Origin of the sequence: Klebsiella sp. HMSC25G12, assembly GCF_001807705.1 — a bacterium.
Classification (GTDB): domain Bacteria; phylum Pseudomonadota; class Gammaproteobacteria; order Enterobacterales; family Enterobacteriaceae; genus Klebsiella; species Klebsiella variicola.
In genome coordinates this window covers 191,616-205,750 of record NZ_KV789908.1, presented here as the reverse complement: position 1 = coordinate 205,750, position 14,135 = coordinate 191,616, and the positions used below count along the sequence as shown (strand labels likewise).

Sequence of the window (14,135 nt, the reverse complement as noted above, 5' to 3'; positions counted from 1 at the left end):
GATTTTGCACAGAAAACACGTGGGCGCATATGAAAAAAATGTGATAAAAAGTTGAATGCGCTACGCAAACGTTTAGTTAGCACCAACACAATATTTTCAAACACAACATAGTCAGGCAGGGTCAAGTGTGATGATCCCACAAATTTCTCAGGCACCAGGGGTAGTTCAGCTGGTGCTGAATTTTTTGCAGGTACTGGAGCAACAGGGTTTTACCGGCGATACCGCCACCAGCTATGCCGACAGGCTGACGATGGCCACCGACAACAGCGTCTATCAGCTGCTGCCGGATGCGGTCCTTTTCCCGCGTTCTACGGCGGACGTGGCCTTGCTGGCGCGCGTCGCCGCCGAACCGCGCTTTACATCGCTGGTCTTCACGCCGCGCGGCGGCGGCACCGGCACCAACGGCCAGGCGCTGAACGGCGGGATTATTGTCGATATGTCCCGCTATATGAATCGCATCATTGAGATTAACCCCGAAGAGGGCTGGGTGCGCGTTGAAGCCGGGGTCATCAAAGATCAGCTGAACCAGTTTCTTAAACCCTATGGTTACTTCTTTGCACCTGAGCTTTCCACCAGCAACCGCGCCACGCTGGGCGGGATGATAAACACCGACGCGTCCGGACAGGGATCGCTGGTGTACGGTAAAACGTCGGATCACGTGCTCGGTCTGCGAGCTGTGCTGATGGGCGGCGATATCCTCGACACCCAGGCGGTGCCAGTAGCGCTGGCGGAGACGCTGGGCAACACCCCATCGACGATTGGCCGGATCTATAACACGGTCTACCAGCGCTGCAAGACGCAGCGTGAACTGATCATTGATAAGTTTCCTAAACTTAACCGCTTCCTCACCGGGTACGATCTGCGCCATGTCTTTAACGATGAGATGAGCGAGTTCGATCTGACCCGTATTTTAACCGGTTCGGAAGGCACGCTGGCGTTTATTACCGAAGCGCGGCTGGATATCACCCGCCTGCCGAAGGTGCGCCGTCTGGTCAACGTTAAATATGACTCCTTTGACTCCGCGTTGCGTAATGCGCCATTTATGGTGCAGGCGAAAGCGCTGTCGGTGGAGACTGTCGACTCCAAGGTACTGAATCTGGCGCGCGAGGATATCGTCTGGCACTCGGTAAGCGAACTGATCACCGACGTGCCGGATAAAGAGATGCTCGGGCTCAATATCGTCGAATTCGCCGGGGATGACGCTACGCTGATTGACCAGCAGGTCACTACCCTGTGCCAGCGGCTGGATGAGCTGATGGCCGGCAGCGAGGCGGGCGTCATCGGCTGGCAGGTCTGTCACGATCTCGATGGCGTAGAGCGGATCTACGCCATGCGCAAGAAGGCCGTCGGCCTGTTGGGCAATGCCAAAGGCGCCGCCAAGCCTATTCCTTTCGCTGAAGACACTTGCGTACCGCCTGAGCATCTGGCGGATTACATCGTCGAGTTCCGCGCGCTGCTCGACAGCCACGGCCTGAGCTACGGCATGTTTGGCCACGTTGATGCCGGGGTGCTGCACGTGCGCCCGGCGCTGGATATGTGCGATCCGCAGCAGGAGGTGCTGATGAAGCAGATCTCCGATGACGTGGTGGCGCTGACGGCGAAGTATGGCGGCCTGCTGTGGGGCGAACACGGCAAAGGCTTCCGCGCGGAGTACAGCCCGGCCTTCTTTGGCGAGGCGCTGTACGGCGAACTTAGGAAGATCAAAGCAGTCTTCGATCCCGATAACCGCCTGAACCCAGGGAAAATCTGTCCTCCGGAAGGGGTCGACGCGCCGATGATGAAAGTCGATGCGGTGAAGCGCGGCACCTGGGATCGGCAGATCCCCATCGCGGTGCGCAGCAGCTGGCGCGGGGCGATGGAGTGTAATGGCAACGGGTTGTGCTTCAACTTTGACGTCAAGAGTCCGATGTGTCCGTCGATGAAAGTCAGCAACCAGCGCATCCACTCGCCGAAAGGGCGCGCGACGTTGGTGCGTGAATGGCTGCGCCTGCTGGCCGACCGCGGCGTCGATCCCAACCAGCTGGAGAAGGCGCTGCCGGAGCAGGGCGTCAGCCTGCGTTCGCTGGTGGCGCGCACGCGGAACAGCTGGCATGCGCGTAAAGGGGAATATGACTTCTCGCACGAGGTCAAAGAGGCGATGTCCGGCTGTCTGGCCTGCAAAGCCTGTTCGACCCAGTGCCCGATCAAAATCGATGTGCCCGAGTTCCGTTCTCGCTTCCTGCAGCTGTATCACAGCCGCTACCTGCGCCCGGTACGCGACCATCTGGTGGCCTCGGTCGAATCCTATGCGCCGCTGATGGCGCAGGCGCCGAAGACTTTTAACTTTTTTATTAACCAGCCGTGGCTGAAAAAGCTGTCGGAGAAGCACATTGGGATGGTCGATCTGCCGCTGCTCTCGGCGCCGTCGCTGAAGCAGCAGATGGCCGGCCACCGCTCCGCCAACATGACGCTTGAGCAGCTCGAAACGCTGAGCGACGAGCAGAAAGCGAAGATGGTGCTGGTGGTACAGGATCCCTTCACCAGCTATTACGACGCCCAGGTGGTGGCTGACTTTATTCGCCTCGTCGAAGCGTTAGGCTATCAGCCGGTGTTGCTGCCGTTCTCTCCGAACGGTAAGGCGCAGCATATTAAAGGATTCCTCACCCGCTTTGCTCGCACCGCGCAGAAGACAGCGGACTTCCTCAATCGCGTGGCGCAGCTTGGCATGCCGCTGGTCGGCGTCGATCCGGCGCTGGTGCTCTGCTACCGCGATGAGTATAAGCAAACCCTTGGCGATAAGCGCGGCGATTTCCAGGTGCTGTTAGTCCATGAGTGGTTGCCGAAGGCGTTGACGACCGCCGCCCGTCCCGAACAGGGAGGCGAGCCCTGGTACCTGTTCGGTCACTGTACGGAAGTGACCGCGCTACCGGCGGCGACAAAACAGTGGGCAGAGATTTTTGCCCACTTTGGCGCGAAACTGGAAAACGTCAGCGTTGGGTGTTGCGGGATGGCAGGGACCTATGGCCATGAAGTGAAAAACCATGCCAACTCGCTGGCCATTTACGCGCTCTCCTGGCAGCAGGCGATGCAGCGGCTGCCGCGTAACCGCTGTCTGGTGACGGGCTACTCCTGCCGCAGTCAGGTGAAGCGCATTGAAGGCAGCGGCGTTCGCCATCCGCTGCAGGCGTTACTGGAGATAATAGGATGATTTGGAAACGTCAGGCCACGCTGGAGCAGCTCAACCGGCTCGGTGAGGGAAACATGGTAGGGCTGCTCGATATTCGCTTTGAGACCTTTACCGACGATACGCTGGAGGCCACGATGCCGGTGGATAGCCGTACGCAGCAGCCGTTTGGCCTGCTGCACGGCGGGGCCTCGGTGGTGCTGGCGGAGACCCTGGGGTCGGTAGCGGGTTATCTGTGCAGCGAAGGCGAACAGAAGGTGGTGGGGCTGGAGGTTAACGCCAACCACATTCGTTCGGCGCGCGGAGGCCGGGTGCGGGGGGTCTGTAAAGCGCTGCACGTCGGCACTCGTCATCAGGTCTGGCAAATCGAAATCTTCGACGAACAGTCGCGATTATGCTGTTCATCGCGGCTAACCACCGCAGTAATATAAGCCGTGACCGGGAGGCGAATAGCCTCCCTTTTTTCAGGGTAATAAACGGTAACGGGTTTGTCAGGACCAGAGATTTTGTCGCACGGACCACCCTGCAGCGGCAAGGAATTATCTAATAAATATATTATTGCCGATCCACTCTCGTTATATATGCTACTCTTTTCAATACTAAATGCTTAAAGGTAACAAGAGGACGGTTAACCATGGGTATTCTTTCCTGGATCATTTTTGGACTTATTGCCGGTATTTTAGCCAAGTGGATTATGCCGGGGAAAGACGGCGGCGGGTTTATTGTCACCGTTATTCTGGGGATCATCGGCGCCGTGGTCGGCGGCTGGATCAGTACCCTGTTTGGTTTTGGCAAGGTCGACGGGTTTAATTTCGGCAGCTTTGTGGTTGCGGTAATCGGCGCGCTGGTCGTGCTGTTTATCTACCGGAAAGTGCGCAGTTAATTCTCTGCCATTCTGTTTCATTCTCGTTAACAAAGCTGCCGCGATAAGCGGCAGCTTTTTTTATTGCAGTGCCCAGGTCAGGCGACCCGCGCAAGGGCTATTGCCCGTCGGCATCCCCGGTAACGGGCACCACCTCAACGTGAACTTCGTAGTGCTTCGCCGGGCTGGCCGGGATCAGCGCGGTCAGTTTGTTAATGGTTTCTGCCGGCGTATCGGTCGCTACCGTGGCCGAAAACAGCACCGGTCTGTGCGGCGGAAGCTGCGGCGGGAACGGCGGCAGGGGGCCACGGCCCATCTCCAGCGGGGGGTGGGCCCCGTTATCAACGGCGGGCGCCGGGACGTCGGTTTTATCGGCCGCAAAGGCGCTGGCGGCGGCAACCGCGGCGATGGCGAACAGGGCAGTCATAGCTTTTTTCATCTGGTATTCCTCGATTAGCAAGTACCAAAAGAGTAGAGGGCGGCGGCAGGCGGGACAATCCCATGCGACGCGAATCCTCTGAATCTCCTTTTTTCTTCGCGAATGTGAAGGTCAGATGAGAGCTTGTGTCATTGGGGAAGCATTTTAGTTCAGCAGTACGCTCATAATCAGCAGCACGGCCATGCACATCGACATAATACTGATATCAACAATCATTCTTTACGACAAAAGCTCCAGCAAACGGGTACGGCACGGCGGCGACGTCAAAGCACGTATTATAGTGGTTAAAGATTGTACCCTGGCATATATTCACTGGACAAATGATTATTCGCCAGATGTTGCCTGAGTTGCCCGCGCCTGACCATAGCGCCATCACCACGACCGGTTCCACACCTTGCAACCAGCGCTCAGCGGAGCAACATGAGGATGGCTCATGTTGCAATGAATTTAAGTCGCTTTCCCTCCACCGCCGACTCTGGCAAAAATAGACTCATTAACGAATCAACAACATTTATCGGTTGAAGCGCGCCAGGCCTGACCCCGCGTTGCTTGTGGAATGGCAATCTGCTCATTCAGCTTCATACCCAACACCAGAATGGACAATCGCCATGACTAACGAATTTACCTATACGATTAAGCGCAGTCGTTTTGATGAAAACTATAACCCCGCGGAAAATACGCGTATTACCACCAACTTTGCCAATTTAGCCAGAGGGGAGAACCGTCAGGAAAATCTGCGCAATACGTTAATCATGATGAATAACCGGTTTAATACCCTGGCGCACTGGGATAATCCTCATAACGATCGCTATGCGGTGGAACTGGATATTATTTCTGTCGAGATGAATATTGCTCAGGATGGCGCCAGCTTCCCGGTGATAGAGATCCTGCAAACGCATATTGTCGATAAAAAGAGCGGAGAGCGCCATGCCGGTATCGCCGGTAATAACTTCTCCTCCTATGTGCGGGATTATGATTTTAGCGTTCTGCTGCTGGAACATAATAAAAACCGGGGTAGCTTTAGCGTGCCCGATAACTTTGGCGAGCTGCATGGCAATATCTTTAAGGATTTCGTGCAATCCAGCGCCTATAAGGCCAGCTTCAGCAAGGCGCCGGTGATTTGCCTGAGCGTCTCCAGCAAAGATGTTTACCGGCGTACCGGTAATGAACATCCGGTCCTCGGCATTGAATATGCTCAGGATGGCGTGTCGCTGACGGAGCGCTATTTCAGCAAAATGGGCCTGCAGGTGCGCTATTTTATGCCGAAGCACAGTGTCGCGCCGTTAGCCTTTTATTTTACCGGCGATCTGCTCAGCGATTACACCAGCCTGGAGCTGATCGCGACCATCAGCACGATGGAGACGTTCCAGAAAATATACCGCCCGGAGATCTACAATGCCAATTCCGCGGCGGGGCAATACTATCAACCCAATCTCAACCACCTGGATCATTCATTAACAAAAATTGTTTATGACCGGGAAGAGCGCAGCCTGTTGGCGATAGAGCAGGGTAAATTTACACAACAACATTTTATCAACCCGCACAAGACGTTGCTTGAGCAATGGTCTGCTAACTTCGCGCTTTGCTAAACCAAAATAAAAGGCTACTTATTATGAAAACATGGCTTCCGACATCGACCGCCGGCAGTTTACCGAAACCGTCCTGGCTGGCGCAGCCAGAGACCCTGTGGTCGCCCTGGAAACTGTCCAGCGAGGAATTACTGGCCGGCAAGCGCGATGCCCTGCGTTTGTCCCTCGACGACCAGCTGCGTGCCGGGATCGATATTGTCAGCGACGGCGAGCAAACGCGGCAGCACTTTGTCACCACCTTTATTGAGCACCTCAGCGGCGTTGATTTTGCCAAACGCGAGATCGTGAAAATTCGTAACCGCTATGAGGCCAGTGTTCCAACCGTGGTGGGCGCCGTGGAGCGCCAGAAACCGGTCTTCGTGGAGGACGCGCGCTATCTGCGTCAGCTCACCAGTCAGCCGATCAAATGGGCGCTGCCAGGCCCAATGACCATGATCGATACGCTGTATGACAACCACTATAAAAGCCGGGAAAAGCTGGCCTGGGAGTTCGCCAAAATCCTTAATCAGGAAGCGAAAGAGTTAGAGGCCGCCGGGGTCGATATTATTCAGTTCGATGAGCCGGCCTTCAACGTCTTCTTTGATGAAGTCAACGACTGGGGGATCGCCGCCTTAGAAAGAGCGACCGAAGGGCTGAAGTGTGAAACGGCGGTGCATATCTGCTACGGCTACGGCATCAAGGCGAATACCGACTGGAAAAAAACGCTGGGTTCTGAGTGGCGACAGTATGAGGAGGCCTTCCCGCAGCTGCAGAAATCCTCCCTCGATATTATCTCTCTCGAGTGCCACAACTCGCGGGTGCCGATGGATCTGCTGGAACTGATCCGCGGTAAAAAGGTGATGGTCGGGGCGATCGATGTCGCCAGTCATGCTATCGAAACCCCGGAAGAAGTGGCTGAAACCCTGCGCAAGGCGCTGGCGTTCGTCGATGCCGACAAACTCTACCCGTCCACCAACTGCGGTATGGCGCCGCTGCCGCGCCATGTCGCGACCGGCAAACTGCATGCCCTGAGCGCCGGCGCCGAGATCGTTCGCCGCGAGCTGGCGGCAAAGTAAGGCGGGGCGCATTCCCGTTATCTTCCCCTGGCGGTGTCACTCATCGCCGGTTCACCTCCTGAGCGGGCTGTTGCCCGCTCAGCGTCATGTTGCCGCCAGCGGGCGGCAGATCGTCCGCAGGGCGACGGCACTGCACAGCGGAAACAGCGCCAGCAGAAGCCAGGGATAAACCGCCTGCGGCGAGGGGGTGAACGCCTGGTCAAGCAAATGACCGAGCAGTAAATTTCCGGCTAACACCGCGCAACCCCCCGCGGTGGCGAGCGCCCCGTAGTGGGCGCCCAGCGTCGACTCATCGGCGAACAGCGGGATCAGATCCTTGGCTGAGGGCACCAGCAACATCTGGCCGAGGGTGAGCAGCGTGACAAAGCAGGCCGACGGCAATAATCGCAGCCAGCCTTCGGCGGGCGGGGTGGCGGCAAATAACGCCACGCTGACAAAAGAAGCCGACAGCAGCAGAAAGCCCACCGGCAGGATGCGCACGGCGCCAATTCGTCGGGCGAAGCGGGCGAGAGGGAGCTGCAGGGTGATAATCAACAGCGAGGCCAGCATAAAGAGCGGCGCCAGATCCTGCTCACGACCGCCGGAACGTTGGATCTCCACCGGCAGGGCGAGGTACAGCTGGTTGTAGCTCAACAGCCAGGAGCTGTAGGCGAGAATAAACGCGACAAAGCGCGGCTGGCGCAAAGGCATCCACCATGGGACTCGTCTGCGCGTTGTTGTCGTGTGCCCGTCGGCGGGCAGACAGAAAAAGAGCACCAGCAGCGCCAGGAGAAAGATTCCCGCGCCGGCGAGGGCGATATGCCGAAAGCCGATCCCGCTCAGCAGCCCACCCGCTACGGGTCCGATCACCGCCCCCAGCTCACCGCACACCGCAAACAGCGCAAACCACTCGGCGCGGCTGCGTTTCCCGTTGGCCTGGCTGTGGGTACCGGTCCGCGCCAGCAGGGCCTCGATCGATGGGGAAAACAGAGCGCCGCCGACGCCGGTCAGGCAGGCGCCGAGGATAATGGGCCACAGCGACGTAGCGCACGCCAGCAGCAGATAACCGGCGACGCGAACGACGCAGCCGGCAAGGATGATGGCCTTGGCGCCATAGCGGTCGGCCAGCGTCCCGCCGATGATAAACATGCCCTGCTGAGAGAAGGTGCGCAGCCCGAGGATCAGGCCGATAAGTCCCCCAGAGAGCAGCATGTCGTCGCGCAGGAAGAGGGCGAGGAAAGGAATGACCGCGTAAAAGCCAATATTAAAAACGAACTGGCTTCCCAGTAACACGGGAGGCCAGAGGGTTGCCGCAGGGCGCAGGGAGAAGAGAGGCATATCCGCCCAACCTAAACGATGAAATGAATGTGTTTTTTACCGTGGTAAGGGGAGATCTCGATTTTGGTTTTCACCCGGAAAACGTCCCACAGCAGCGCTTCGGACAAAATCTCCTCCGGCGTCCCGCTGGCGAGGATCTGCCCCTGCTGCATCACGATCAGCGAATCGCAGAACATCGCGGCATGGTTAAGATCGTGAATGGCCACAATGCTGGTCACCGGCAGCTCGCTGATCAACTGCATTAACTGCATCTGATGGTGTATATCCAGATGGTTGGTAGGCTCATCCAGCAGGATTTCGCTCGGGCTCTGCGCCAGCGCGCGGGCGATATGCACCCGCTGCCGCTCGCCGCCGGAGAGGCTTAACCATCCCTGCTCGCTTTTTTCCAGCATCGCCACCCGCTGCAGCGCGGCGGTGATCGCCTCATCATCCTGAGCGCTCCAGTTTGAAAACGGAGAGTGGTGGGGTATGCGCCCCAGGCGCACGACGTCGCGCACCCGCATATTGGCCTCGGTCATGCCGTGTTGCTCGACGAAAGCCACGCGGCGGGCGAGCTGCTTTTTCGCCATCCGGGTGATGTCCTGGCCGTCGAGGGTGACGCGACCCGCATCCGGGCGGCGCAGGCCCGCCAGAACGCGCAGCAGCGAGGATTTGCCGCAGCCGTTGGGTCCCAGCAGTCCGACCGTTTCGCCGCGCGACACCCGCAGCGAGACATTATTGACGATGACCTTTTTGCCTGCCTTCCAGGTGATATTTTCAGCGCAAATACTCATCACTTATTCCTTGAGCGGTAGATAATCACGGCAAAGAAAGGCACCCCAACCAGGGCGGTTACCACCCCAACGGGCAGACTCTGCGGGGCAATCAGCAGGCGCGACGCAATGTCCGCCAGCACCATCAATATCGCCCCTGCCAGCGCGCTGGCGATCAGCAACGTCCGGTGTAGCGGGCCAAAGAAGAAGCGCATCACGTGCGGCACCACCAGGCCGACAAAGCCGATCGAGCCGGCCATACTGACGATGGTGGCGGTGATCAGCGCCGCAGTGGTGAAGAGGATCAGGCGTACCTGTGGCACGGCAATCCCCAGCGAGGCGGCGGCATCATCGCCGAAGGTGAATGCATCCAGCGCCCGGGCATACCACAGGCAGACCGCCAGGCCCGCGAGCACCACCACGATGACCAGCTGGAATTCGGGCCAGCGGACGCCGCTGAAGCTGCCCAGCAGCCAGAACATCACATCGCGCGCCTGCTGCGCGCTGGCGGAGGTGCTGATGGTGTAAGCCGTGATGGCGTTAAATAACTGTGACGCGGCAACGCCCGCCAGAATCGTACGCTCATTGCCGCCGCGCGCGCCATTAGTCAGCAAGGCGACAAAGGCGAAGGCGGCGAAGGCCCCGGCAAAGGCGCCTGCCGAGAGGGAAATCGCGCCAGCGCCAAGGCCCAACACCACGATCGACACCGCGCCGGTGGAGGCCCCGGCGGAGACGCCGAGGACGTAGGGTTCCGCGAGGGCATTTTTCAGCAGGCTTTGCAGCACGACGCCGCAGATAGCGAGGCCTGCGCCGCAGCAGGCGGCGACCAGCGCGCGGCTGAGGCGGAAATCCCAGATCACGCTCTCATAGATACGGTTGAGAGGCTCAGCGGTTAAGCCGGTTCTGTTGCTGATAGCGTAAAAGACATTCTGCAGCGGGATGGCCAGCTCGCCGACGCTGACGCCCACCGCTATCACCAGCGCCAGCACGATCACGGCCAGTAAACACCAGCCGGTGAGCAGCATGCTGCGGCGCGTCTGAAGCACGGCGACGCTCATCAGTTCAGCCCCATTTTTCTCAGCTGCTCGCCCACCTGTTCCGCGCCATAAAGCGTGCGGATGGTCGGGTTCATCGCCTGACCGTCCATGACCACGATATGGCCTTTTTTCACGGCCTCCAGCTGGCTGACGGCGGGATCGCTTTTGAGGAATTTGATCTTCTCCTCGGCCTTATCCAGCGCCCAGCGGTTACGATCCAGGCTGGAGACCACGATCACATCCGGGTTGGCGGCAATAATGCTCTCCCAGCTCACCGTGGGCCACTCGGTTTCGGAGGTAATCGCATTATGTCCGCCCAGCACACTGGCGATAAATCCGGAGGCGCTGTTTTTGCCGCCAACATAGGCATCGGCCGAAGGTGAGGCGCTGGAGAACCAGAAGACGAAGGAGAGATCCTTTTTGCTTTTACCAAACTCCTGGCGCAGGTCGGCTTCACGTTTTTTGAAATCGGCAATCAGCGCCTGACCACGATCTTCGACGTTGAAAATGCGGGCAAAATCGCTAATTTCCTGATACAGCCAGGTCATATCCCACAGCTTTTGCCGGCTGCCATACATATCGCCGGTGGCCTTTTTGGTGGCGCACATCCCCGGTGAGACGTAGCTGTTTACGCCGACGGTAGCGAGATCTTCACGCTTAGCGACTTTGCTTTCCGGCCCCAGTAGCAGAGGTAACTGGGCGGGAACGAAATCGGGATTTTGCGCCAGCACGGATTCCAGGCTCGGAATTTCCACCGTCAGGGTTTTAATCTTCGCGTTTTGCTCAGCCAGCTGCGGTAAAACGCTGGTCGGCCAGAAGGCGCTGGCGACCACCTGCTTTTGCAGCCCGAGCAGCAGCAGAATTTCGACCGTATTTTGCCCCAGCGCGACCACGCGCTCCGGCGGCCGGGTGAAGGTCTCCTGATAGCCACAGTTTTCAATCGTCAGGGGGTAGGTTGTTGCCAGCGCGGAACTGACGGCGGTGAACATCAAGCCTAACGCGCAGAGGACCTTCTTCATTAAACGCTATCCTTGTAAACAGGCGAGTGGATGACCAGCAAATGGGAGTAATGCAAATGAAACTCATTATTGGGGCGGGGTTTTATACAATGCCATATTTACAGTGTCAATGAGTGACTATTTCGGCAGGCAATGAAATGCCCGCGCGATGGGGCGGATCAGCTCGCCAGTGGGCCACGAATATACGCCTGCAACCCCTGGGCGAGAAAATCAAATACCCGCTTACAGGCTGGGCTGTGGCGCAGATCCTCATGCATTACCAGCCAGGTATCGAGATTCAGGGAAAAGTCGGCCGCCAGCACTCGCTGCAGGGGAATAATGCCATCCGCAAGGGGCACCTGGCAGATGCCGATCCCCGCCCCGGCGCGGATCAGGCTCAACTGGGCGAGGTCGCTATCGGTCCGCATCGCGAACGCTTCGCGCTGAAATCGGGGGTAAGCCTGCAGGGCCCGGCGAACAAGTGGGGTGGCGCTATCGAAACCAATTAGCGCGTGGCTGGCCAGATCGTCGAGGGTAGCGGGCAGGCCCTGGCGCGTCAGGTAGGCGGCGGTGGCATGTAACCCAAGCTCGATCCTGCCGAGACGGCGGGCGATAAGCTGCTCCTGCTGCGGGGCGACCATCCGCACCGCAATATCCGCCTCCCGGTGAAGCAGATCCTGAAACCGATTGGAGAGCATCAGTTCGATGACGATATTCGGGCACGCCTGCCTGAGCCGGGCAACCAGCGGCGGCAGCACCTCGGCGCCGACCACCTCGCTGGCGGCCACCCGCACCACGCCACGCAGTTCGGTTCGGTCGCGACTAAAGTTAGCCGCCGTGCGTTCCAGCGCCCGGGCGGTATTGTCCATCGCCTCGGCGTGCACCCGCAGCGCCAGCGCCGCGTCGGTCGCCAGCAGGCCGGTCTGCGAGCGGGTAAATAAGGCCTGGCCGAGCGCGGCCTCCAGCCCGGCAATATGGCGCCCCGCCGTCGGCTGGGTGATGTTCAGGGTGCGCGATGCGCCCGATAAGGAACCTTCCTGCAGGACGGCGAGAAAGGTTCGGTACCACTCCCAGGGAATAGAGGTATTCATACAAAAATGTATAGCTGCTCGATGATGGTATGCAATTTCATTTGATATGAGCGGCAGGTAGGCTGTCAAGCATCCATTAGCGAACGGGGAAAGAGGATGAACAGCAGCGGCAAAGTACTTATTCTGGGAGCAAGCGGGGGGATTGGCGGGGAAGTGGCGCGCCGGCTGGTGGCGGACAACTGGCAGGTTCGGGCGCTGAAGCGCGGCGCTCAGATTCGCGGTCCCGCAGATGGCATGCAGTGGATAGCCGGCGACGCGCTGAATGCCGGGCAGGTTGCGGCGGCGGCTGCCGGTTGCGACGTTATCGTCCATGCGGTCAATCCGCCGGGCTACCGGCACTGGCGGCAACAGGTACTGCCCATGCTGCACAACACCCTGCAGGCCGCCGAACAACAGCGGGCGTTAGTTGTTCTGCCCGGCACGGTCTACAACTATGGACCGGATGCCTTTCCGCTGATTGATGAAGCGGCCCCTCAGCAACCGGTGACCCGTAAAGGCGCTATTCGGGTAGAGATGGAGCAGGCGCTGGAGGATTACGTGCAGCGTGGTGGCCGGGCGTTGATTGTTCGGGCGGGCGATTTTTTTGGTCCACGCGCCGGAAATAACTGGTTTTCTCAGGGGCTGGTCAAGCCTGGTCAGCTTCCCCGCGTCATTAGCCGCCCCGGGGCGATCGGCGTCGGGCATCAGTGGTCTTATCTGCCCGACGTCGCCGACACCATCGCCGCGCTGCTGGCCCGCAGGCATGAGCTTGAGCCGTTTGCTCGTTTTCATATGCAGGGCCACTGGGACCCGGACGGCAGCGAAATGAGTCAGGCGATCCAGCGGGTGGTCGCCCGCTATGGCGGCCGAGCGGCAGTGAAGTCTTTTCCCTGGTGGCTGGTAAAGCTGGCGGCGCCCTTTAACGCCACCCTGCGGGAAATGGTCGAGATGCACTATCTCTGGCGTCTGCCGGTACGCCTGCGCAGCGATAAACTGGTTGATTTTTTAGGTGCGGAGCCGCATACCCCACTCGACAGCGCGGTGCTTCAGACGCTGCAAGGCATGGGTTGTCTGCCCGCCGGCGCGATAAACCAAGAGGCGGGTGAGGCGTAACGCGGCAAGAGGATCACAGAGCGGGGTGTTATTGTGACCAAATCATAATAACGTCACTCGTTGTCAAACGATAGCGATCGCATTAAGCTAAACGGATGACGAAAAATACCCCCACCCCTGCAAGCCGTGGTCCCCATGACCACAGCGTTCGGGACCAGATTCTTGACGCGGCCATGGCGCACTTTAGTCGCTATGGCTATGAGAAAACGACGGTCACCGATCTCGCCAAAGCGATAGGCTTTTCCAAAGCCTATATCTATAAATTCTTTGACTCCAAGCAGGCGATTGGCGAGGCGATTTGCGCCAGCCGGCTGGAGAAGATCATGGTGGCCGTCAGCGCGGCTATCGCCGATGCGCCGTCCGCCAGCGAGAAACTGCGCCGCCTGTTCCGGGCACTGACCGAGGCCGGCAGTGAACTGTTTTTTGAGGATCGCAAACTGTACGACATCGCCGCCGTCGCAGCGCGCGATAAATGGCCTTCAACGGAACAGTATGCCGGTCATCTGCAGCAGCTGATTGGTCAAATCCTTGTCGAAGGCCGCCAGGCGGGTGAGTTCGAGCGCAAAACCCCGCTGGATGAGGCAACCCTGGCGGTCTATATGGTGATGTGTCCTTTCATCAACCCGGTGCAGTTGCAATACAATCTCGACACCGCGCCCACCGCGGCGGTGCTGCTTGCCTCCCTGATCCTGAGAAGTCTCTCCCCCTGATTAGTGACTATTGACTTTATTGGTCACTAG

At 58.7% G+C, this 14,135-nt stretch carries 13 protein-coding genes; 7 read left to right on the top strand and 6 right to left on the bottom strand.

What is annotated here, in order from left to right; all coding sequences use genetic code 11:
- Positions 1-130: 130 nt before the first annotated feature.
- The 3 genes from HMPREF3096_RS19585 (at position 131) to HMPREF3096_RS19575 (ending at position 4,046) form a co-directional block, all read left to right on the top strand.
- Complete coding sequence (locus HMPREF3096_RS19585; RefSeq protein WP_008804449.1) at positions 131-3,187, top strand: D-2-hydroxyglutarate dehydrogenase YdiJ; 3,057 nt, start codon at positions 131-133, stop codon at positions 3,185-3,187.
- Complete coding sequence (gene menI, locus HMPREF3096_RS19580; RefSeq protein ID WP_008804450.1) at positions 3,184-3,594, top strand: 1,4-dihydroxy-2-naphthoyl-CoA hydrolase; 411 nt, start codon at positions 3,184-3,186, stop codon at positions 3,592-3,594. The genes HMPREF3096_RS19585 and menI overlap by 4 nt, the downstream gene beginning before the upstream one ends.
- Positions 3,595-3,797: 203 nt before the next feature.
- Complete coding sequence (locus HMPREF3096_RS19575) at positions 3,798-4,046, top strand: GlsB/YeaQ/YmgE family stress response membrane protein (protein ID WP_002909014.1); 249 nt, start codon at positions 3,798-3,800, stop codon at positions 4,044-4,046.
- A gap of 97 nt (positions 4,047-4,143) precedes the next feature.
- Here HMPREF3096_RS19575 and HMPREF3096_RS19570 read toward each other — a convergent pair whose 3' ends face one another.
- The gene (locus tag HMPREF3096_RS19570) at positions 4,144-4,464 is read right to left on the bottom strand and encodes a hypothetical protein (RefSeq protein ID WP_012541379.1); all 321 of its coding nucleotides are present in this window, start codon (positions 4,462-4,464) and stop codon (positions 4,144-4,146) included.
- 608 nt (positions 4,465-5,072) lie between these two features.
- Here HMPREF3096_RS19570 and HMPREF3096_RS19565 point away from each other — a divergent pair.
- Positions 5,073-6,053, top strand: a complete 981-nt coding sequence (locus HMPREF3096_RS19565) for a DUF1852 domain-containing protein (RefSeq protein WP_032730651.1) — start codon at positions 5,073-5,075, stop codon at positions 6,051-6,053.
- 23 nt (positions 6,054-6,076) lie between these two features.
- Positions 6,077-7,108 carry a methionine synthase gene (locus tag HMPREF3096_RS19560; protein WP_008804453.1) on the top strand — a complete coding sequence of 344 codons (1,032 nt, stop codon included), beginning with the start codon at positions 6,077-6,079 and terminating at the stop codon, positions 7,106-7,108.
- An 84-nt stretch (positions 7,109-7,192) separates the two neighbouring features.
- On the opposite strand, the gene HMPREF3096_RS19555 is transcribed toward HMPREF3096_RS19560, so the two are convergent.
- The 5 genes from HMPREF3096_RS19555 to HMPREF3096_RS19535 form a co-directional block, all read right to left on the bottom strand.
- A complete protein-coding gene (locus HMPREF3096_RS19555; RefSeq protein ID WP_176747756.1) occupies positions 7,193-8,380 on the bottom strand; it encodes an MFS transporter EitD in 1,188 nt (395 codons plus the stop codon).
- A 56-nt stretch (positions 8,381-8,436) separates the two neighbouring features.
- Positions 8,437-9,198 carry a siderophore ABC transporter ATP-binding protein EitC gene (locus HMPREF3096_RS19550; RefSeq protein ID WP_008804455.1) on the bottom strand — a complete coding sequence of 254 codons (762 nt, stop codon included), beginning with the start codon at positions 9,196-9,198 and terminating at the stop codon, positions 8,437-8,439.
- Positions 9,198-10,235, bottom strand: coding sequence for a FecCD family ABC transporter permease (locus HMPREF3096_RS19545; protein ID WP_012541383.1), 1,038 nt, complete (start codon positions 10,233-10,235; stop codon positions 9,198-9,200). The genes HMPREF3096_RS19550 and HMPREF3096_RS19545 overlap by 1 nt, the downstream gene beginning before the upstream one ends.
- Positions 10,235-11,233 carry a siderophore ABC transporter substrate-binding protein EitA gene (locus tag HMPREF3096_RS19540; RefSeq protein WP_012967850.1) on the bottom strand — a complete coding sequence of 333 codons (999 nt, stop codon included), beginning with the start codon at positions 11,231-11,233 and terminating at the stop codon, positions 10,235-10,237. Before HMPREF3096_RS19540 ends, HMPREF3096_RS19545 begins: the two co-directional genes overlap by 1 nt.
- A gap of 158 nt (positions 11,234-11,391) precedes the next feature.
- Complete coding sequence (locus tag HMPREF3096_RS19535) at positions 11,392-12,303, bottom strand: LysR family transcriptional regulator (RefSeq protein ID WP_012541385.1); 912 nt, start codon at positions 12,301-12,303, stop codon at positions 11,392-11,394.
- 96 nt (positions 12,304-12,399) lie between these two features.
- On the opposite strand from HMPREF3096_RS19535, the gene HMPREF3096_RS19530 reads away from it, so the two are divergent.
- Positions 12,400-13,395: an NAD-dependent epimerase/dehydratase family protein gene (locus tag HMPREF3096_RS19530; protein WP_064169311.1), complete on the top strand. Its 996-nt coding sequence runs from the start codon at positions 12,400-12,402 to the stop codon at positions 13,393-13,395.
- 95 nt (positions 13,396-13,490) lie between these two features.
- Positions 13,491-14,105 carry a TetR/AcrR family transcriptional regulator gene (locus tag HMPREF3096_RS19525; protein WP_004143215.1) on the top strand — a complete coding sequence of 205 codons (615 nt, stop codon included), beginning with the start codon at positions 13,491-13,493 and terminating at the stop codon, positions 14,103-14,105.
- The last annotated feature ends 30 nt before the right edge of the window (positions 14,106-14,135 follow it).